This is a genomic window from Ruegeria lacuscaerulensis (assembly GCF_013031245.1).
Taxonomy (GTDB): Bacteria; Pseudomonadota; Alphaproteobacteria; order Rhodobacterales; family Rhodobacteraceae; genus Ruegeria; species Ruegeria lacuscaerulensis_C.
On sequence record NZ_WPZL01000012.1, the window covers coordinates 91,138 to 112,890 of the forward strand.

17 protein-coding genes are annotated in these 21,753 nt (G+C 57.0%); 9 read left to right on the top strand and 8 right to left on the bottom strand.

Features of this window, described 5'->3' with window-relative positions:
- The first annotated feature begins 332 nt into the window (after positions 1-332).
- The 5 genes from GOX66_RS15110 (at position 333) to GOX66_RS15130 (ending at position 6,897) form a co-directional block, all read left to right on the top strand.
- Positions 333-2,480, top strand: a complete 2,148-nt coding sequence (locus tag GOX66_RS15110) for a serine/threonine protein kinase (protein WP_170763564.1) — start codon at positions 333-335, stop codon at positions 2,478-2,480.
- 188 nt (positions 2,481-2,668) lie between these two features.
- The gene (locus GOX66_RS15115; RefSeq protein WP_170763565.1) at positions 2,669-3,670 is read left to right on the top strand and encodes an FHA domain-containing protein; all 1,002 of its coding nucleotides are present in this window, start codon (positions 2,669-2,671) and stop codon (positions 3,668-3,670) included.
- Positions 3,671-3,673: 3 nt separating this feature from the next.
- On the top strand, positions 3,674-4,459 hold the full coding sequence (locus GOX66_RS15120) for a PP2C family protein-serine/threonine phosphatase (RefSeq protein ID WP_170763566.1): 786 nt from the start codon (positions 3,674-3,676) through the stop codon (positions 4,457-4,459).
- A 22-nt stretch (positions 4,460-4,481) separates the two neighbouring features.
- Positions 4,482-5,744: a transporter substrate-binding domain-containing protein gene (locus GOX66_RS15125; protein WP_170763567.1), complete on the top strand. Its 1,263-nt coding sequence runs from the start codon at positions 4,482-4,484 to the stop codon at positions 5,742-5,744.
- 43 nt (positions 5,745-5,787) lie between these two features.
- Positions 5,788-6,897, top strand: coding sequence for a transporter substrate-binding domain-containing protein (locus GOX66_RS15130; RefSeq protein WP_170763568.1), 1,110 nt, complete (start codon positions 5,788-5,790; stop codon positions 6,895-6,897).
- 334 nt (positions 6,898-7,231) lie between these two features.
- Here the strand turns inward: GOX66_RS15130 and GOX66_RS15135 are convergent, their stop codons facing one another.
- From GOX66_RS15135 to GOX66_RS15170, 8 genes are all read right to left on the bottom strand, one after another.
- On the bottom strand, positions 7,232-9,445 hold the full coding sequence (locus tag GOX66_RS15135) for an NADP-dependent isocitrate dehydrogenase (protein WP_170763569.1): 2,214 nt from the start codon (positions 9,443-9,445) through the stop codon (positions 7,232-7,234).
- A 234-nt stretch (positions 9,446-9,679) separates the two neighbouring features.
- Entirely contained in the window at positions 9,680-10,822 is a 1,143-nt protein-coding gene (locus tag GOX66_RS15140) for a tetratricopeptide repeat protein (protein ID WP_170763570.1), read from the bottom strand.
- Between the two features lie 125 nt (positions 10,823-10,947).
- The gene (locus GOX66_RS15145) at positions 10,948-11,973 is read right to left on the bottom strand and encodes a trans-3-hydroxy-L-proline dehydratase (RefSeq protein WP_170763571.1); all 1,026 of its coding nucleotides are present in this window, start codon (positions 11,971-11,973) and stop codon (positions 10,948-10,950) included.
- A 9-nt stretch (positions 11,974-11,982) separates the two neighbouring features.
- A complete protein-coding gene (locus tag GOX66_RS15150) occupies positions 11,983-13,221 on the bottom strand; it encodes an FAD-dependent oxidoreductase (protein ID WP_170763572.1) in 1,239 nt (412 codons plus the stop codon).
- Positions 13,218-14,150, bottom strand: coding sequence for a 4-hydroxyproline epimerase (locus GOX66_RS15155; protein ID WP_170763573.1), 933 nt, complete (start codon positions 14,148-14,150; stop codon positions 13,218-13,220). Before GOX66_RS15155 ends, GOX66_RS15150 begins: the two co-directional genes overlap by 4 nt.
- The gene (locus GOX66_RS15160; RefSeq protein WP_170763574.1) at positions 14,141-15,100 is read right to left on the bottom strand and encodes a dihydrodipicolinate synthase family protein; all 960 of its coding nucleotides are present in this window, start codon (positions 15,098-15,100) and stop codon (positions 14,141-14,143) included. The genes GOX66_RS15155 and GOX66_RS15160 overlap by 10 nt, the downstream gene beginning before the upstream one ends.
- Before the next feature lie 157 nt (positions 15,101-15,257).
- A complete protein-coding gene (locus tag GOX66_RS15165; RefSeq protein WP_170763575.1) occupies positions 15,258-16,316 on the bottom strand; it encodes an ABC transporter ATP-binding protein in 1,059 nt (352 codons plus the stop codon).
- A complete protein-coding gene (locus GOX66_RS15170) occupies positions 16,313-17,119 on the bottom strand; it encodes an IclR family transcriptional regulator domain-containing protein (protein ID WP_170763576.1) in 807 nt (268 codons plus the stop codon). The genes GOX66_RS15165 and GOX66_RS15170 overlap by 4 nt, the downstream gene beginning before the upstream one ends.
- 139 nt (positions 17,120-17,258) lie before the next feature.
- On the opposite strand from GOX66_RS15170, the gene GOX66_RS15175 reads away from it, so the two are divergent.
- From GOX66_RS15175 to melA, 4 genes are all read left to right on the top strand, one after another.
- Positions 17,259-18,518 carry an ABC transporter substrate-binding protein gene (locus GOX66_RS15175; protein WP_170763577.1) on the top strand — a complete coding sequence of 420 codons (1,260 nt, stop codon included), beginning with the start codon at positions 17,259-17,261 and terminating at the stop codon, positions 18,516-18,518.
- Positions 18,519-18,610: 92 nt separating this feature from the next.
- A complete protein-coding gene (locus GOX66_RS15180; protein ID WP_170763578.1) occupies positions 18,611-19,537 on the top strand; it encodes a carbohydrate ABC transporter permease in 927 nt (308 codons plus the stop codon).
- Position 19,538: 1 nt separating this feature from the next.
- Entirely contained in the window at positions 19,539-20,387 is an 849-nt protein-coding gene (locus tag GOX66_RS15185) for a carbohydrate ABC transporter permease (protein ID WP_170763579.1), read from the top strand.
- Positions 20,388-20,408: 21 nt separating this feature from the next.
- Positions 20,409-21,749 (top strand): alpha-glucosidase/alpha-galactosidase, encoded by a 1,341-nt coding sequence (melA, locus tag GOX66_RS15190; protein WP_170763580.1) that lies wholly within the window; start codon positions 20,409-20,411, stop codon positions 21,747-21,749.
- The last annotated feature ends 4 nt before the right edge of the window (positions 21,750-21,753 follow it).

The window sequence follows — 21,753 nt, forward strand, 5'->3', positions numbered from 1 at the left end:
TCTTGTTAAAATTGAGCCGCAGTGCGGCGATTCGAGGCCCGCGGAATCGGGCCTCGATTGTTTCGAATCTGATGACCAATAAAGTGGAAACCGGCATTCAGTCCGCATTTTTCACCTGCCAGAATTCCACATATTGTAGGTGAAAACACATCATTACCTATATATTGATGTTGAGTAAAATCGGTTCTTAGTGAAGCCATCAGGCGGCCCCAATAAAGTCAAATTTGAAACGTCTAACCGTCTCAAGTGTCCTGCGGTTGTGTTTGGTTGTGAGTTCGGGGGTGATTGGCCCAGTTGAAATACCGCAAAATGATTAGAACGGGCGGAAAGAAATGAGCCACAACCAGGCTGTCGGTGCTACGCACGACGAACCGAAAATTGAAGGACTTCAACCCGGCGCCAAGCTGTTGCGCGGTCAGTATGAAATACTGCGCTTCCTCAGCAACGGCGGGTTCGGAATAACCTACCTCGCCCGAGACAGTCTGGAGCGCGACGTAGTGATCAAAGAGTGCTATCCGACAGCCCTTTGTCGCCGTAACGGGGACTTGGTCGAACCCGCCGATTCCAGCCACAAGGACGATCTGCGCGCCATCATAGACCTGTTCATTCAGGAAGCACGAAACCACGCTCGGCTGGTACATCCAAACATTGTCGATGTTCATCAGGTGTTCGAAGACAATAACACCGCCTATATCGCAATGGACTTCATCCAGGGGTGCGATCTGCTGGACTACGTCGAAAATCCCGACAACAAAACCGGTCCAGATTTCATTGTTCAAGTAACCGAAAAGATGTTGTCGGCGGTGTCCTTCATTCACCAGAGCGGTATGTTGCACCGAGACATCTCTCCCGACAACATCCTGGTCGACGAGAACGGCGACCCTGTTCTGATCGACTTTGGAGCCGCACGGGAACAGGCCGCCAACCAATCTGCGGCGCTTTTGACACTGCGAGTTATCAAGGATGGGTATTCTCCGCATGAATTCTATGTTCGCGGTGCCGATCAGGGTCCAAGCAGCGATCTTTATGTTCTGGCGGCTACCTTGTATCACGCCATTAGCGGCGAGCGTCCAATCGACGGCCAAACCCGACTGAACGCTTTCAACAACGGCCTGGATGATCCCTATACCCCGCTGGCCGGGCGCTACAATGGCTACCCCGAAGGCTTTCTTGAGGCGATTGACAAGGCGATGGAAGTTCACGCCACCGACCGCCTGCAGAGCGCGTTGGACTGGCTGCGCATGTTTCGCGGCCCCGGTGTCATGTTCGACACCTTTGACTATCGCCCGGTTTCGGTCATCGTTGCCATGGACCGCCAGGACGAAGACGCCGAGAAGGCGCGGATCAAGGCCGAAAGCGAAAACGCCGAAGCGGTTGTGACCGCCCTTTTGGCTGGCAACGCGGATCTTGCGTTGGGCAACGAAGACAAAAAAGACGACGAACTCGCCAAGTTCACGCCGAAAGAAGAACCTACGGTCACGGTTGATACAATTGTCAAAAGCGGCTCGGGCGGAAGCGGCAAGATGGTCGCGGGCATTGCGGTTGTTATTGCAGGTTTGGCTGCTGGCGGGTTCTTTTTGATGTCCGGCGAGGAAAAAGGGTCTGACCAGGACATCGCAGCTGTTTCGGTGCCTGCGGCGTCCGAAGCAACGCGAGTGGCTGAACCCGAGATTGCACCAGCAACCAAATCTGAAGAGCCCGCCACGCAAGTTGCCGAGGGCTCAGCCGACCCGAAAGCGGTACAGGATGAACCAACGCCAGAGCCTGTCGAGCAGACACAGGCCGAACCGGCTGTCGCAGAAGAGGCAAAAGCCCAGACAGCCGAGACGTCACCCGCCGAGCCTGCACCGGTTGCCTCGGCGGCGCAGGTAAACCTAGCGGAAACCCAGATTGCTTTCTCGCATTGGGACGTGGAAATCCCATTCCAGACTTCCAAACGCCGGGCATCTACGGGCAGCACAATTGCCGTAACCGGCATTGATCCGGCGCAGGACATGACCGTTATCGGTGAGTGGGTCAAACGGGGTGCAGCAATCTACACGCTGAACGGCGAGCCAGTACGCGAGAATGCAAGCTTTGCTGCGCAGGTACTCGACGACCTGGCGGTAGACCCCGATGGCTACACCCGTGTGACCGCGCGTTATCGCCCACTTGGCAAGACCCGTGCCCAGAACGGATTGCTGGCCTTGCCTGCCATCCGCATGATCGGGCTGGCAAACGGCTATGGCTTCACAGTGCGTAATCCGGATGGCGAAAGCTGGAAGGCGGTCGTAACCAGCATGCCCGCTGACGCGGTTGGGGGCCTTCAGAAAGGTGATGTCCTGATTTCGGAGGCACAAACAGGTTCGGCCATAGATGGTCCCGAAAGCCTGGATGGCGTGCTGGAAAGTCTTGTTTCGGAAAATCAAACTCAGGCGCAGTTTACCATATTGCGCAACGGGGCTGAGAAAAACGCCGTCATGCAACTGGCGCAGGAGTGATCAGGCGGAAAGTTATCACTGAGGGTGGCGCCCGGAAACCCGCCACCCTGACGGGAAACTGACCGTCGCCGAAGGTAAACAACAGATTGGTTTCCGGACCAAAAGTGCCGTTGCGCCACTTGGCGCAGAGGTGAGTAGCAGCCCCATGGGACAAAAGTCCTGTGCCGAGAAACAAAGGTGTCGACACCATGTTCAAATATAAAAGCCCTCTCAGCCGGCTTCTCGAAGGTGCCGGCAAAGCCAAAGAACCCGAAGCTGAGGATGAGGCAGAAGTTCAGGAACTCGCAGCACCCGACGCCGACAAACCCCAGCCGATTGCGGATTTCAACGCTCTGCGCGCAGCCTTGGCGGGCGGAAACATGTCCTCGGAAAGCTTCGAGGAAACGGACGAACTTATCCCCGAGCAGGAAATGCCGGAATTTTCGGAAGGCGACGACGCGGTAGAAGCTGAGGACGAGGCTGCGGTGGCCAAAACCGCGGTCGACGCGCAGGACAACATTTCTGAGGCACCCGAAACTCAGCCGGAGCCTGAAGAGCCTGTGGTCACTCTGCATGTTGCCACTGAAGATGAAACGGTGGACGAAGAGTCTTCGGAACCCGACGCACATCAGGACGAGCCTGTTGTCGAAGTCATCGTGGAAACTGTCGAGGAACCGCAGGCGGAAGCCGCGGCAGCGCCGGAAGTGCTACCGGAGCCACAACAGACTGCGCCTGTGCCTACGCCTGCTGTGGACCGTCGCAGCCGCGTTAAAACCACCTTTCTGGGGTTCGAACGCGCCGATACCCATGTACAGGACCTGATCGAAACGTCTGAACCCGTCGAAAAGACGAAGACAGCACAGGAAACCTTCCCAGTTGGCTGGCTGGTTGTGACGGCCGGACCCGGCCGTGGCGCATGCATCACACTGACCGAAGGCCTGATGCAAATCGGCAGGAACGATGATCAGGCAATCCAGCTTGATTTTGGAGACACGGGCATTTCCCGCAGCAACCATGCTGTGATCGCCTATGACCCCGAAGATCGCAAATGCTATCTCGGTCATGGCGGCAAGGCCAATCTCGTGCGCCTGAACGGCAAGCCGGTGCTCAGCACCGTTGCACTGACCAGCGGTGATCTGATCCGGATCAGCGAAACTTCGATCCGCTTTGCCGCCTTCTGTGATGACGGCTTTGACTGGCGGGACGCCTGATAGATGCTGGCGACTCCGGCATATGATATTGCGCTGATCCTGGATAAGGGCCAGCGTGACACGCAGGAAGACGCGATTGCGGCGCGCATGTTCGATTCTGTAAATGCAGGCTATGTCGTCGTTGCCGACGGAATGGGCGGCCATGCGGCCGGCGAAGTAGCCTCGGAACTGGTAATCTCGGCATGGCGCAGCGCGCTGGATGCTGAGCTTGAGAGTGCCACACCGTCCGAAACTGCATTGATCGACGCCCTGCCACTGGCTGCCATTCAGGCCAATGCCGCAATTTCAAACCATTGCGAGGAACAGGGCGGCAACTTCAATATGGGCTCGACCTTGATGGGGGTGTTGCTTCTTGGACAGCGCGTGTACTGGATCTCGATTGGTGACAGCCCGTTGTACCTGTTCCGGGACGGGGTGCTGCATCAGATCAATGAAGATCACTCCATGGCGCCCGTCATTGATGCTCAGGTGGCCGAAGGCATTCTGACCGAAGCCGAGGCATTGGCTCACCCCGACCGCAATCAGTTGACGTCGGTGGTCATGGGCGCGGCGATCCCCAAGGTCGATTGTCCCGAAGAACCTCTCGACCTGGCCACGTCCGATGTGCTGGTCCTGGGCAGTGACGGGCTTCAATACCTCAGCGACCCGGAAATTCAGACCATCTTGCAGAACAATGAGGACGCCTTGGCGCGGGACATCGCCGACGCGCTGCTGCAGGCACTGCAAGCCAAGGGCGACCCGGATCAGGACAATGCCTCGATCGGTGTTGTGAAACTAACAAGAAACTAATCAACGCAAAGCAACAGGACCCATGAAACCTCATCTGTTCATATCCAGCCTGGCACTTGCGGCCGCGGCAGGAGCAGCTTCGGCGCAAGAGGCTTGCTCGACCTACGAAATCCAGCGCGGTGACAGCCTTCGCGATTTGACCATCGAGGTCTATTCGACTGAGGATTTCCGCATCATATTCGACGCCAACCGCGATGTGATCGGCAATAACCCGAACATTATCCGGGTGGGCGACGTGTTGACCCTCCCTTGTCTGGAGGACGTCGGGCGCGCCGCAATCGTCCCGAAAACCGAAGCTGAAGCCATGGCTGCTGAAATGGCCGCCGAATTGGTCAAGGCTGCCGAGGATCGGGCCGCCAAGGCCATCGCTGAAGCCGAGGCACGTGTCGCGGACGCCGAGGCCGAGGCCAAAAAGGCCAGCGAAGACGCTGTGATTGCGGCCAAAGCTGCTGCCAAAAAAGAAATCGAAGCCGCCCGCGCCGAAGGTGCCGCGCTGATCCGTAATGCAGATACAGGTGAACGGCCAGAAGTCCGCGACCGCCAATTGCTTATAATCACAGGCGGCAGCTACGCACCGTTTACTGACGAAGCCCTGCCCCATCGTGGCCTGTACACCAACCTGGTTGAAACAGCGATGCTGCGTGCCGCGCCGGAGCAGTCGTATAAGATTCAGTTCGTCAACGACTGGTCCTCTCACCTGGACCTGCTGATGCCGACACTGGCCTTCGATGCGACCTTCCCCTGGTCGCGCCCTAATTGCGAAGTAGCCGAGGCGCTGTCGGAAAAAGACCGGACGCGGTGTGAGACCTATAACTTTTCCAATCCGTTCTACGAAGTTGTAGACACGTTCTTTGCCCGCGAAGGCTCGGGTTATGAGCAGACACTGACCTATGCCGATTTTGCCGGCGCGACGATCTGCCGACCCGAGGGCTGGTCACTGTCCCATATGGATGCGGTGGGCCTTTACGAGCCCGCAATCACACTAATGCGCCCGGTTTCGCCCGATGATTGCTTTCATGCGCTGATGGAAGGCAGGACCGATATCGTCGCCGTTGAAGCCCACCTGGCTGTCGAGGCGATCCGGCGTCTGGGCTACGAACACCGTATTCTCGAAAACCCTAACCTGGCGGCGATCAAACCGCTTAATGTCATGACCCACAAAGATAATCCGGATGGGGAAGCGATCCTTGAGACGCTCAACCAGGGTCTGGCAATCATGCAGCAATCCGGAGAGTGGCGCGACATCGTGTCGACGGCTCTGCGTCATCAAATGGAAAATGGCTAAGGCCCGAGCAGCCTGAAAACAAAAAAGTCTGGAGGAAGTGGACATGTTTAATTTCAACCTGAAGAAAGCCGTGATGTCGGCCACCGCCGTCACCGCTCTGAGCGCCGGAGCCGCCGCCGCACAGGAGGCTTGTACCAACTACACCGTCGAAGACGGCGACACGATGGCCACCATTGCCATCGCGGCCTATGGCACTTCGAACTATCAGCCGATCTTCAACGCGAACCGCAACGTCATCACCAACCCGAACGCGCTGGAACCTGGTCTGGTTCTGGCTCTGCCCTGTGAGGATGGAAGCCTGCCGAACGGTCAGTCCGCTCAGGAAATCATCGCGGCAGAGGAGCAACGCGCTGCAAGCGTCAAACGTTCAAGCGTTTATCAGCCGCCGATAAAACTGGTCACCGGTAACGGCTGGGCGCCCTTCGCCGATGAATCGCTGAACGGCGGTGGTGCGATCACCCGTCTGGGCACCACCGCGCTGCAGCGTGGCGGCAACGCCCGCGACTATTCGGTCAGCTTCGTGGATGACTGGAACTCGCACCTGGAAACTTTGCTGCCTCTGGGTGCCTTCGACGTGTCGATGGCGTGGAACATGCCTGACTGCACCAACCGTACCTATGAATGGTCCTGGGAAACCGAAGTGCGCTGCACTCAGTTCGACTCATCCGTTCCGGTCTATGACATTGTGGTCGGTTTCTACACCATTCCCGAAAGCGACTATGCAGGCGCAACCACATTTGAGCAGCTGAAAGGCGCCACGATCTGCCGTATGGACGGCTGGTTCATCCACGATTTGGAGCAGGAAGGTCTGCATAACGGCGATACCATGACCCTGATGCAGCCGATCACCGCGCGCGAATGCCTCGACGCGGTTCTAACCGGTACCGCTGATGTTGCGACCTTCGAAGTTCAGCTTTTCTCGGACACCATGGTTGAAATGGGTCTGAATCAGAAAGATCTGGTTGAAAACCCCTTCGTGACCTCGCTATCGTCGCTGCGCTTCATCAGCCACCGCAGCAACCCGTTCGGCAAGCAATACCTGGCGATGTTGAACAAAGGTCTGAACGAGATGCGTGAATCCGGCGAGTGGTACGCGATTGTTTCGGACACATTGCGTGAACACAATGAAAAGCTGATGGCAGCGTCGAACTGATCCTTCGGTTCACGTGATCTTTCTGGGGCCAGTCATTGAACTGGCCCTTTTTTTGTCCAACGGCCTGGATCAACCGGGTTCGTTCGGTTGGAGCAAAACATGGTCTTAATTGAGGGGATGTAATGAACATATTCCGGCGCAGCGCCCAAGAAGTACGGGATACCCCTAATACTAAAAGATACCAAAGCTGCTAATCTTTAATTAACTATACCGGTGAGGGTTCTCCCTCCCACTCACTCAAAAAGGAGCCGACTTTTGGGCGTCGGCTCCTTTTCATTTTAACATCCTGTATTCAAACGGATAAAGCCACGCCTGTTGGCGTGGCCTACCACGTTCAGTCGATAATCGCGTTCAGTGTCACGCTTGGGCGCATGACCGCAGCCGCCTTGACCGGGTCAGTGTGAAAGTAGCCACCCAGATCAGCAGGTGCGCCCTGAGCTGCAGCCAGTTCGCCCAGAATCTGCTCTTGCTTCGCCGCCAGTTCCGCCGCAACCGGTGCAAACTCGGCCGCCAGTTCAGCATCGTCCGACTGAGCGGCCAAAGCTTCTGCCCAGTAGCGCGCAAACCAGTAGTGGCTGTCACGGTTATCGGGCTGCCCGACCTTGCGGCTGGGTGATTTGTTGTTGTCCAGAATGCCCTGTGTAGCCGCTTCGGCCGCGGCACCCAGAACACCTGCTTTGGCGTTGCCCTTGCTATCGGCGAGGAAGTTCAGCGATTCCCCCAGCGCGCAGAACTCACCCATCGAGTCCCAGCGCAAATGGTTTTCCTCAACCAGCTGCTGCACGTGTTTCGGAGCTGAGCCGCCCGCACCGGTTTCGAACAGACCGCCACCGTTCATCAATTTGACGATCGACAGCATCTTGGCCGAGGTGCCCAATTCGAGGATCGGGAACAGGTCGGTCAGGTAATCGCGTAAAACGTTGCCGGTGATGGCGATGCTGTCCTTGCCTGCCGTGATCGTCTCCAGCGACTGTCGGGTCGCCTCGCGTGGGGCCAGGATCCGGAACTTGCCTGCTACACCTGCGGCCTCGAGCGCCGGCTTCACGTATTTGATCAACTCGGCGTCATGAGCGCGGTTTGCATCCAGCCAGAAAATCGCCTCGGACCCGGTCAGGCGCTGACGGTCCATAGCCAGCTGGATCCAGTTCTCGATCGGCGCTTTCTTGACGGTGCAGGCGCGCCAGATGTCGCCCTTTTCGACGTCGTGCGAATGCAGCGTCTCGCCATTGGCCAGAACGATGCGGATCGTACCGTCGGCGGGTGCTTCGAAGGTGGTCGGGTGCGAGCCGTATTCCTCGGCCTTCTGCGCCATCAGACCCACGTTGGCGACGGCGCCGGCAGTCGCCGGGTCCAGCGCGCCATTGGCTTTGAAGAAACTGATGCTCTCGTCATAGACGGTCGCATAGCACCGGTCGGGGATTACACAGTTGGTATCACCCTTGGCACCGGTTTCGTCCCAGCCCTTGCCGCCTGCACGGATCACAGCGGGCATCGAGGCATCGATGATCACGTCGGAAGGAACATGCAGGTTGGTGATGCCCTTGTCGCTGTCGACCATATACATCGACGGACGGTCGCCTTTGATTGCATCAATGGCCGCCATGATATCGGCGTTGCCCTTCACGCGCTCCAGCAGGTCGCCCATACCCGAGTTTGGGTTCACACCCAGCGCGTCCAATTCCGCACCGAATTTCTCGAACACCGGGGCCAGCCACGCCTTGACCGCATAGCCGAAAATGATCGGGTCCGAGACCTTCATCATCGTGGCCTTCATGTGCAGCGAGAACATGGTGCCGTCTTTCTTGGTGTCTTCGATGGCATCCGCCAGGAAAGAAGACAGGGCCTTGACCGACATGAACGTGGCGTCGGCTACGGTACCTTCGGCCAGCGGCCAGCCGTCTTTCAGAACGGTTACGCCGCCATCTTTTCCAACGAATTCGATCTTGGCGTCACCCGCTTGTGCAGCGGTGATGGTGGCTGATTTCTCATTGGCGTAGAAGTCGCTGCCAGGCATGGACGATACTTTGGTCTTGCTGTCTGCGGACCATTCGCCCATCGAATGCGGGTTTTTCTGAGCGTAATTCTTCACAGCTCGCGCCGCGCGGCGGTCGCTGTTGCCTTCGCGCAGAACCGGGTTCACCGCCGAGCCCTTGATGGCATCATACCGCGCGCGGATCGCTTTTTCCTCGTCGGTCGAGGGCTCCTCGGGGTAGTTCGGGATGTCGTAGCCCTGCGACTGCAGCTCTTCGATGGCCGCTACCAGCTGGGGAACCGAAGCAGAGATGTTCGGCAGTTTGATCACGTTTGCTTCGGGCGTCTTCACCAGCTCGCCCAAAGCGGCCAGATCATCGGTGATGCGCTGCGCGTCGGTCAGGTTCTCCGGGAAGGTCGCGAGGATGCGGCCCGCCAGCGAAATGTCCTTGGTTCCAACGCTGACACCCGCGGCGCTGGCGAACTTGCGAATGATGGGCAGGAACGAGGCGCTGGCCAGCTCCGGCGCTTCGTCTACAATGGTATACAATATGTCGAAGTTCGATTTATCTGCCATATTCTTTTACCTTTTTTAAGCCTTTCGGGGCGTGCGATCCAAGAGTGTGCCACATCCGCGTGGCGCTTAAGGGGCGTGTATATGCGACCGCCCCAAGGGTGACTCTGATTTGACAGGGCTTCCCATAAATGAGGTTTGGCTTGGGATCAATCGTTTAGAGGGGGCGCATATTGCCACGGGCTGGGGGAAGCTGTCGGATTGAGACAAGCTGCGCCCGTTGTGTCGATTATTGTTCTAACCTTCTTTTGGTGGTCCAAACTCTCTGAAACCACTCGTTTTTGCGAGATGATCAACGTAATCCGCAATTGCATCGTTCAATGGACCAGATGAGCCTGCCTGAGCCTCTTGCGAAACCGGCACTCCTGCTCGGCGGATTACAGACACCACTATTTTGCGACCATTTTCTCCGGCATCACGAAGAAAGTCATCAATCTCTGCCTTAGCAAGATCCGTTCTGCCAAGCATCGCATATGACATAAAGCGATACAGCCATTCTTCATCTTGCCCCAAAACCCACCAATTTGTGGTTTTGCGGTACCATCTTTTGTAGAATCTCAAATCCTCCAATCCTTGTTGAACGGAACGATCTGCATATTCCGAAACGTAGTCGATACCTTTGTCTTCGTCGCCGATCTTCAGGTGAATCATGGCAGGAATAAATAATTCATTGATTATGCCGGGACTTAATCGCGCATACACCGAAGAAGCTTGCAGTGCGCTTTCATGATCGCCGGTGTACATCAGAGTAAGGTTCATTTGCGCGTCATATACCCATTTTTGATCGGGCCAGCGCCGCTTGGCTTGCTGTAAAAATTGATCAGCTCCGTCAACCCCATCTAAATCGTAGTGCGCATCTGCCAGAACCAAACCCGCTCCGTCGTATCCGGGATCAATCTCTAGGACGCGCTCCAATCCCTGAATGGCAGCAGGTATTTTTTCTTGGCGCCAGTCGAATTTGGCCTTGTTGTAAAGCGCATAGGTACTGTTAGAGTCGAGTAACAATGCTTTGGCATAGTCGCCTTCCGCCGCCTGAACGTTACCCGAAAGATCATGAGCAAAAGCGCGCCTCAAAATCGAGTGTGGGTCGTTCGGATGCAATGCCAAAGCGCTGGTATAGTCCGAAACCGCTCTGTCATACTGTTCGCCGCAGTAGTAAGCCCATCCGCGGGCTCTCAGAAGCCTAGCTTCGCTTGCCGGAGTGATCTCCTCGGCTTTCATCAGCGTCGTGCAGGCCACGACCACATTGGACATACCGCCTTTATTGCCCAGGCATGATGAAGCCAGTTCTGTGTAATTCGTCGTAGGTTTCGACACTGAATTGAACGAAAGCAAAAGTGTGGCAATCACAATGATCAGGGCAGCAAGACGTATGCGCATCGAGGCTCCTATTGCCCGAAATTACTCACCTTAAGGTGGTAACTCGCCATCAATACTCAAGAGATTCTCGCCCTAACTCAATGTAAGTGATACAAAAAAGCTACATGGGTAATCGCGATGATTGATTAGACTCCCCACGTGTCGCTCAACCGATAACCGCCCGGCCACGGGTCATCCGGGTCCAGCATGTGCTGATGGGTGCCGGTGATCCAGCCGCGACCGCTGATCTCGGGGACAATAGCTGGGCGGTCTCCGACATGGGTTGCCTCAACGATCCGGCCGGTGAATCGCGATCCGATGATCGAGACCGCTTCGAATGTCTGCCCGACCGCCATCTGCCCCTTTGCCGCCATCAGGGCCATTCGCGCCGAGACGGCAGTGCCAGTGGGTGAGCGGTCCACTTTGCCCGGCTGGATGGCAACGGCAGAATTGCCGGTCAGGCCGGTTTCGGTTTTCTCTAACGGTCCGCAAAAAGCACAGAACGAGATGTGGTTCCAATCCGGATTGCCCGGGTGGGAAAAGCCAAGCTGATCATTGGCTGCATTTGTGATCGACACGCCAAGGCGTGCGATGTCACGGGCTTCATCCTCGACGATGTTAAACCCCAGCTCTGCGGCATCGACCACAACAAAACTATCTCCGCCATAGGCTGTATCTACGGTCAGCGTACCGATACCCGGAACATCCAAAGGAACCGAAATCTTGTCAGCAAAGCTTGGCAGGTTTTGTACGAAGATACGTTCGGCCTTGCCGTTCCGGCAGTCGGCGCGTACGCGCACGAGGCCACCCGGCGCCTCTAGCGTCATCCGGGTTTCCGGTTCCTGCATCGGAATGATCCCACTATCCAGCAACACGGTAGACACGCAGATCGAATTCGATCCCGACATGGGTGGCGTATCTTCGGGCTCCATGATGATAAACGCAGCGTCCGCCTCGGGATTTTTGGGTGGAACCAGCAGATTCACATGACGGATCACGCCGCCGCGCGGCTCATTCAGCACGAAATTGCGCAGGGTTTCATCCTGCGCAATAAATGAGCGTTGATCCCAGACGGTTTCACCAGGTGGTGGTTGAACACCTCCGACAATGACGTCACCCACCTCGCCTTCCGCATGGGCTGAGATAACGTGGATAGTTTTGACGCTGCGCATTGCCCCTCCTTAAAATCGCGTGGCTGAAAAAGGTGACAACGAGATCGGAGCGGTCTGTCCTTCGATCAATGCCCCAACTAGTTCAGCGGTTCCGGCGGACTGGGTAAGGCCCAGATGGCCGTGACCAAATGCATAGTAGACGTTTGATGCGTGCGGTGAAGCGCCGATTACTGGGAGACTGTCGGGCAGAGACGGGCGAAACCCCATCCATTGAGTGCCGCCTGTCGTGTTTAATCCGGGCAGGAACTGTTCGGCCTTTTTCAACAAGGTCTCAGCCCGACTATAGTTCGGGGGCAGAGCCAGACCACCCAACTCGACCGCTCCACCGATTCTTACCCCGCCATTGATCCGGCTGGCGACGAACCCGTGGCGCGAGAATGTCAGGTGCATGCGCAGATCAAATGCCCCGTCGGGCAGAGTGGTGTTATAGCCGCGTTCCGTCTCAAGCGGTATGTGGTCACCGAGTGTTCGCGCAATGTGGTGTGACCATGCCCCTGCGCAGACCACAACCTTGCTCGCATCCAGTACACCGTCTGACAGCGAGACCCGTACCCCGTCATCTGCCGGTGTCAGCGCCCGGATATCCTGGCGCTCAATCCGACCTCCGCGGTTGCGGAATGTTTCAGCCAGATGTTCAACCCACTTCTTTGGATCAGTGGTATTCAGCCAGTTCGGCGTAAACCCTGCATGAGTGAACCGAGGGCTGAGCCCGGGCTGTCTTTCCGCGATTGCTTCACGGTCTTCCAGCAATTCGAACGTGATGCCATGCTCGCGGCGCAACTCCCACGAAGGCAGGCTGGCACGGTATTCCGCTTCGCTTTCATACAGTTGCATCTGCCCGTCGCGCTGCATCATGGGCTCACCGTCAACAACGTCAATCAATCGGGTCAGGGCGGCACTGGACAACTCCATCAGACTGGCTTGAGCGCCCAGCAGGTCATTGTACCGACCCGGACGGCTGGCCCGCCAGAACCGAAACATCCAGGGTGCTATTTTCAGCACGTAGGCAGGTGGAATGGACAACGGGCCCAATGGATCCAGCAACCATCTAGGAGCCTTGCGCATGATTCCAGGGGTCGCCAATGGTTCGATTTCGCCGAACGCAAAGGCCCCCGCATTACCCGCCGAGGCCTGCGCAGCAACGCCTTCACGATCCAGAACCATAACAGAGTGTCCGCGGCGCTGAAGCTCCAACGCGATTGTAATGCCAATCACACCAGCCCCGATGACAACGACCTGATGTGTCACAACTCTATCCCGGCTTTATATGGGTCATTTTCAGCAAAGATCAGTTTCGCTTCGGCAATGACATGCGCCTGCCCGGTGATCGAAGGGATGACGCCGCCGTTTGGACCCGGCCGGTAAGACAAGCGGTACGAGCTGCCGATGACACTCTGCTGAACGATTTCTTCTCCGGGCGCCAGCCGTCCATCAGCGGCCAGACACGCAAGCCGCGCCGAACTTCCCGTGCCGCAAGGTGAACGGTCGTAATTGTCATCCGGACATAAAACATAGTTGCGACTGTGGACATCAGGCTCTGGCGTCCCGCCCTGAAGGATCACGTGATCAATCGGCTCGCCCTTTTCGCCGCCGATACCTTGCGCGATCGATGCTTCGCGGATGGCGATCGTCATATCTGTCAGTTGACGGATATTGTCGGTTTCAATCGGGATCGGGCTTGGATCGACGATAAAAAACCAGTTGCCGCCATATGCAACATCCCCCGTAACCGCGCCATAGCCCGGAACATCAAGCGTTATGCCGCAATGGACCCGGCGGCTTTCGATGTTTGTCACAGTGACAGTGTTTTCGTCGAGCAGCTCAACTGTCACCACCCCTGCGGGCGTCTCAATCCTATGGCGGCCCAGTTCGATCCGACCCAAATGTGCAAGCGTCACCGTCAGGCCAATGGTTCCATGGCCGCACATGCCCAGAACGGCATCCGCATCGAAATAGATCACACCGGCCACGCAGGTCGGATCAACCGGCTCAACTAGCAGCGCGCCGACCATGGCGGGTTGGCCCCGCGGCTCCAACATCACGGACCGGTAGAAAGCCTCATGTTCGGTGGCAAGCCGGTGGGCGCGCTGTGACAGAGGACCAGAGCCCAGGTCCGGCGCACCATCCAGGATGACCCGTGTAGGCTCCCCTCCGGTGTGGCTGTCGATCACATGCATTCAGCGATCACTCCGCCCTGTTTGGACCAGTCCGCAAACCATGTGCGGAACAGGTCGTATTGTTGTTCGCAATAATTACGCTGCGCATCGGTCAGTTCGTCTGTCTCATTGAAGTGCAGGCGGTATTCTTGTTCACCGTTCAGCACCAGAAGATGCTTGTAATACAGCACCAGATCCGGGCCTTCGTCAAAGCTGGACAGAACTTGGATAGCTTCGGTCAGTTCCTGAGCGCGCAGACGGGCTTCGGCACTCCCTTGCGCCGCCTTTTTGGACAGCGCCGCCAGCAGCAACGCCTCACGTGGCAAAGCGGTGCCGATCCCTGTAATCGACCCCGTCGCGCCACAGTTGACGAAACCGTGGTAAACCTCGGTATCCACACCAACCATCAGGGTCACCTGACCATCCTGGCTGGTGATATTTTCGGCAGCGTAACGCAGGTCATCCTTGCCGCCGAACTCCTTGAAGCCGATCAGATTGGAATGCTTGGCCCGCAGAGCAAAGAACAGATCTGCCCGCGTGGCGAAACCGTAATAGGGGCTGTTGTAAATAATCGCCGGAACATCGGGTGCTGCGGACAGGATTGCCTTGAAATGGTTCCTTTGCGCACCCGGAGAAGTGCCACGCGACAGAACACGCGGGATAACCATCAGACCTACGGCGCCCATCTTCTGTGCATGTGCGGCATGCGCCACAGCTGATTTGGTGTTGATGGCCCCGGTGCCGACCACAACGGGCAAACCTGCCTCGATCAACCGCTCGACCCCTTCCATCCGCTGTTCATCAGTCAACAGGGGCCAGTCACCCATCGAGCCACAATAGACAACGGCCGACATACCCGCGTCGATCATCTGCTTGCCCTTGCGAACAAGCGCATCGAAATCCGGTGTGCGGTCGGCAGTGCAAGGAGTCATCAGCGCAGGCATGGTGCCGGTGAAAACATTAGTCGACATCGGTGTCATCCTTCAAAAAGCAGGGTCAAGGGCGGCCCGGCCAGGCCGTCTCGAATCGCCATAACGGATATTGGATACAAAATCCAGAAGAAACGCACGCCAAAAAAACGCGCCGGATCGATGGATCGGCGCGCCTGCTTTGGCATCGGGTTTTGGCCTACCGGAACCGTTGCCCCGTATCCGGATCAAACAGCATGGCCCGTTCGGGGCGTACGACGATGCCGATGCGCTCGCCCTGCTTGCTACGCTGGTCGTCGCGCTCTTCAACGATCAACTTGTCGCCGTTCGGAGTCAGCAGGTAGGAATAACTTACACCTCCGAGCGCCTCAGTCAGATCAACTGTGCAGGCGTCGCCTGCTCGATCAACCTCGATATGCTCCGGGCGAATGCCCAGCGTCACTTTGGTCATGCCCGATGGAACACTCGCCGTAATCGCCAAGGGCGTACTGAGCGCAGGATGCGAGATCTTCCCGCCCACAATGTCGCATTCCAGAAAGTTCATAGCCGGAGAGCCGATGAACCCGGCCACAAAGCGATTGTCCGGATCGCGATACAAGTCCATCGGCGCACCAACCTGTTCGATGCGGCCGTCGCGTAACACAACAATCTTGTCGGCCATGGTCATCGCCTCGACCTGATCGTGAGTCACATAGATCATCGTAGCACCGATCTCATTATGCAGTCGCGCGATCTCGACCCGCATTTCGACCCGCAACTCGGCGTCAAGGTTGGACAGAGGTTCGTCGAACAGGAACACTTCGGGCCCACGCACGATAGCCCGCCCAATGGCAACGCGCTGACGCTGACCACCTGACAGCGCCTTGGGCTTGCGCTTCAGGTACTGGTCCAGCTTCAGGATGTTTGATGCCTGCTGTACCTTTTTGTCGATCTCGCCTTTGGCGACGCCATTCATACGCAGGCCGAAACCCATGTTTTCAGCCACCGACATATGCGGGTACAACGCGTAGGTCTGGAACACCATCGCCACCCCCCGCTTTGCCGGGTCCACATGAGTCACCTCGCGCGATCCGATGTGGATTTGGCCCTCCGTGGTTTCTTCCAACCCTGCAATCATCCGCAGCAAGGTGGATTTTCCACAGCCCGACGGTCCGACAAACACGCAAAACTCGCCGTCCTCGATTTGAAGATCAATGCCATGAATAACCTGCGTCTGGCCATATCGCTTTATCGCCTGGTTCAGTGTCACACCCGTCATGTCGCTTGTATCCTGTCGTTATTGGCGTTCCGGCGAGCCTCCGGGAACCGCCACGTCTGTGCTTCGGCTCCGATCTGTTCGGCCACTCGGCGAACGCGGGGAATCCAGGTTTCCAGTTGTTCGAAATTCATACGTTCGGTCGATCCGGTCACGGAAATTGCCCCAAGCATCCGCCCGCCTGACGTCAGGATCGGGCAGGCGATGCAGATGATGCCGGGCTCGTGCTCTTCATCGTCGATGGCGTAACCGCGGCTGCGGATCAGCTCGAGATCTGCTCGCAACGCTTCTTCCGAAGTCAACGTTTTGTCCGTGAACCGGTGGTAGCTTTGCTGCGAAACTGCTTTGTTCAGCGCGGCATCGTCCAGAAACGCCATCATCGCTTTGCCGACCCCGGTGCAATAGGCCGGGCCAACCTTGCCCGCCTGAGAGTACATTTCAACCGGCCGTGCTGCATTGCGTTTGTCGACATACAACACCTGATTGGAATCGAGCTGCGCTAGATGCACCGTTTCCCCGGTTTCCTGACTGAGCGCATCCAGAAAAGGCCGCGCAATAGGCGCCAGCGAGCTTTGCGTCCACGCTGCATGGGCCAGCCGGACCAGCCGCAGACCAGGGGTATAGGTCTGCCGTTCGGGATCGTATGACAGCATACCCTGATTGGTCAGGGTTTGCAGAAACCGGTACAGCGTTGCCTTGGGAAAGTTGCTGCTGTCCAGCAACTCAGCAAACCGGACCGGGCGCGCAAATGCTGCTACCTGATCCAGTACATCACATGCCTTTCCTATTGTTCCGTCACCAGACACGGGCGTGTGTTCTCCTCCGTTTTCCCACGGCAGTTTGCACGAGGGTCTTGACAAGACTAACCGAGTCGATGTGTAGTTTTCAATATATAAAACTTAGTTTCAATAATTGGAACTGAAATGGAAGCTAAGGGAGGAAACCATGCATTCCATCTTCAAGCGCTCTGCAGCGGCTTTGGCGGCCAGTGTGGCACTTGCTGCACCTGTTGCTGCCGAACTCACCGGCGAGTTAAGAATATTCCTCGACACATCGAACCCGGCGCCGCGCGCGACGATGGAGGCGATGATCGACCGGTTCGCGGAACAGCACCCCGGGCTGGATATTGAAACTACTGTGATCGACCGCGAGGCGTACAAGACGCAAATCCGCAATTTCCTGACGGCAGACACACCGGACGTCGCAACCTGGTACGCCGCCAACCGGATGAAGCCCTATGTCGAGGCGGGCCTATTCGAAGACGTGTCCGACCTGTGGGCCGAGCCCGCAATTGCCGACAATCTTGGCTCGACCAAAGGCGCCATGACCATCGACGGCAAGCAGTGGGGTGTGCCCTACAGCTACTATCAATGGGGCGTCTACTACCGCAAAGACATCTTTGACGAACTGGGCCTGAGCGAGCCCACCACCTGGGAGGAAGAGCTGGCAAATTGTCAGAAGATCGTCGATTCCGGCCGGGCCTGCTATACAATCGGGACCAAGTTCCTTTGGACCGCGGGCGGCTGGTTCGACTACCTTAACATGCGCACCAACGGATTTGACTTCCACCAGCAACTGGCAAATGGCGAGGTCAGTTGGGAGGATGACCGGGTCAAGCAGACCTTTGCCAACTGGAAACAGTTGATCGACATGGGCGCGTTCATCGACAACCACCAGACCTATAGCTGGCAGGAAGCCCTACCTTTCATGGTCAATGGTGAGGCCGCAGCCTATCTGATGGGCAACTTCGCCGTTGCGCCGCTGCGCGAGGCCGGACTGAGCGACGACCAGCTGGATTTCTACCAGTTCGTCGCCATCAACCCCGACGTTGAACTGGCCGAAGACGCACCGACCGACACGTTCCATATCCCGGCCAACGCGTCGAACAAGGAAGCCGCGCGTGAGTTCCTGCGCTTTGTGGTTTCTCCGGGCGAACAGACCGAGATCAACAATGGTAAGAACCTCGGTCAGTTGCCGGTCAATGCACAGTCCTCAGTGGATGATGACAAGTTCCTGCAGCAAGGTTTCACCATGCTGTCGTCAAACAGCCCCGGCGGCGTGGCCCAGTTCTGGGACCGTGATTCGCCTGCTGAAATGGCCAAGGTGTCGATGGAAGGTTTTCAGGAATTCATGGTCAAGCCGGACAACGTTGACCGCATCTTGTCCAAGCTGGAACGCGCACGTCAGCGGATCTACGAAAACTGATCAAAGGCTGCGGCCCGGGCCTCCCGGACCGCGCTTAAGACAAATGTCAGGTGGGCTACGGTCCGCCTGCCCTTCAAAACCAGAGTTTTGCCATGACAGTCGCCATAGACGCCCCGGAACAGGAAAGCTGGTTCCACCGAAACCAACAGCGCATTGCCCCCTGGCTGTTTCTGGCCCCGGGTCTGCTGTTCTTTATGGTCTATGTGATCATCCCGGTGTTTCAGTCCTTCAACCTCTCTCTCTACGAATGGGATGGACTGGGGGCGGCCGAATACATCGGCTTTCGCAACTACGAAGACCTGTATTGGGAATGGGTTGACAGGGACGCCTTCTATGTGTCGCTCAAAAACAACCTGATCTGGTTGATCCTGTATCTTCTTGCGATTCCGGCAGGTTTGTTCATCGCGCTGTTCCTGAACCAGACAGTCTGGGGCATCCGCCTGTACAAATCTCTGTTTTTCTTCCCCTTTGTCATCTCACAGGTGGTCGTGGGCCTTGTGTTTACGTGGTTCTATGACCCAACGTTTGGCCTGCTGAATGAGTTTCTCGGGCTGTTTGGGGTGGAGCCTCTGAACGTTTTGGGCGACGAGCGGTTCGTCACCTATGGCATCATTTTTGCCGGTCTCTGGCCGCAAACGGCCTATTGCATGATCCTGTATCTGACCGGACTAAACGCTGTGGACCCCGAACAGATCGAGGCCGGGCGCCTGGATGGCGCAAAAGGCGCGCGGATGCTGTGGCATATCATCTTGCCACAACTGCGCCCGGCCACCTTCATCGCCTTTGTCGTGACTATTATCGGCGCACTTCGGTCCTTTGACCTGATCTCAATCATGACCCAAGGCGGCCCGTTCGGTTCGTCACGCGTGCTGGCCTATTACATGTTCGAGGTCGCCCTCTCAGAATACGGCTTCCGCATGGGATATGGTGCCGCCATCGCGGTGATCCTGTTCCTGATCATGCTCTGCTTCATCGCCTATTTCCTTTGGTCGATGTACCGCGAAGAAAGGGGGCACTGAGATGTTTCCCAAACCCATCGAAAAACAACCCCGAGCAGCTCAGATCACCTATCAGGCTATGCTGCCTCTGGCGCTGCTGCTGTGGCTGGGTCCGTTGCTGGCGGTCGCCCTGTTCTCGGTTAAACCAGCAGCAGACTTCACCAATGCGAACTACTGGGGCATGCCGTCCAGCTTTGAGGGCGCGTTCAACTACGGTCAGGTGTTCTTTAACTCGGACATGCCGCGTTACCTGATGAACTCGTTCCTGATCACTGTTCCCACGGTGATCGGGGCGGTCGCAATCAGCTGCATGACCGGTTTTGCGCTGGGGATCTACAAGTTTAAATCAAACCTCTGGATCTTCTTCATGTTTGTAGCGGGCAACTTCGTGCCCTTCCAGATCCTGATGGTGCCAGTGCGGGATCTGACCCTACAACTGGGGCTTTATAATACCAAAACCGGACTGGTCCTGTTCCACATCGCGTTCCAGACCGGGTTCTGCACTCTGTTCATGCGCAACTTCATTCGCGCCCTACCTTTCGAACTGATCGAGGCCGCACGGGTCGAAGGGATCACCGAATGGCGTATCTTCTGGTACGTGGTTCTGCCGCTGATGAAGCCGGCAATCGCCGCGCTCAGCGTGTTGATCTTTACCTTCATCTGGAACGATTATTTCTGGGCCGTTGTCCTGACCCAGGGCGCTGAAAGCCAGCCTGTCACCGCAGGGATCACCAGCTTTAACGCCCAGTTCCGGGCCGCCTATCAGTTAATGAGCGCAGGCTCCATCGTTGCGGCCTTGCCGCCGGTGGCCATGTTCTTCCTGATGCAGAAACACTTCATCGCGGGTCTGACCCTCGGTGCCGTCAAATAACTTCGAACCGGAGTTCGTTACATGACCAAGATCACCTTTATTGGTGCGGGTTCCACGATTTTCATGCAGAACATCGTGGGGGATGCCTTGCTAAAGCCTGCCCTGGCCGACAGCCATTTCGCGTTGATGGATATCGACCCGGTGCGTCTGGCCGAAAGCGAGGCTGTTGCAAAGGCGATGATCCGCTCGGTCGGGGCCGGTGCCACTGTGTCAACTCATACAGAGCGTCGCGCCGCGTTGGACGGGGCCGATTTTGTTATCACGGCGTTTCAGGTTGGTGGTTACAAACCTTGCACTGTGACGGATTTTGAGATCCCCAAGCAATACGGCCTGCGCCAAACCATTGCCGACACACTGGGGGTCGGCGGCATCATGCGCGGCCTGCGAACGGTGCCGGTGCTATGGGATGTGGCGCAGGACATGATGCAACTCTGCCCAAACGCAACCCTGCTGCAATATGTAAACCCGATGGCCATTAACACCTGGGCATTGGCCGAACAGTTTCCGGCTTTGAGACACGTGGGGCTATGCCACTCTGTACAGAATACGGTCGAGGAACTGGCCCATGATCTGAATCTGCCAAAAGAAAAAATCGATTACAAAGTCGCCGGTGTGAATCACGTCGCATTCTTCCTGCGACTGAATCACGAGGGGCGTGATCTCTACCCTGCGCTTCGTCGGGGATACGCCAGCGGGCGCTTTCCCAAACCACCGCAGCTGATGCTGCGTTGTCCGAACAAAGTCCGGTACGAAGTTATGGACCACCTGGGTTACTTCTGCACAGAGAGTTCCGAGCATCTGGCGGAGTACGTGCCCTGGTTCATCAAGGACGGGCGGCAGGACCTGATTGATCAGTTCAACATCCCTCTGGATGAATACCCAACCCGGTGCGAAGAACAGTTCAACAGTTGGAAGGAACAGGCCAAAACCCTGACCGACGGGCGTGAAATCGAAGTCACTCGTAGTCACGAATTTGCGGCTGACCTGATGAATGCCATCGTCACAGACACGCCTTACGTGGCCTATGGCAACCTGCCCAATACCGGCCAGATCCCGCAACTGCCTCCGGGCGCCGCAGTCGAAACCCCCTGTCTGGTGGACAACAACGGCGTGCAGCCCTCGGTCGTCACCGACATCCCACCGCAACTAATCGCGTTGATGCGCACACAGATCAACGTGCAGGAACTGACCGTGCGTGCATTGGTCGATCAAAACCCGGAATACATCTATCATGCTGCCATGATGGATCCGCACACCGCCGCCGAACTGGACCTGCGCCAAATCCGCAGTCTTGTTGATGACCTGCTCATCGCGCATGCCGACTGGCTGCCGAACTGGTGCGTCCCGGCCCGCGCCGCCTGATCTT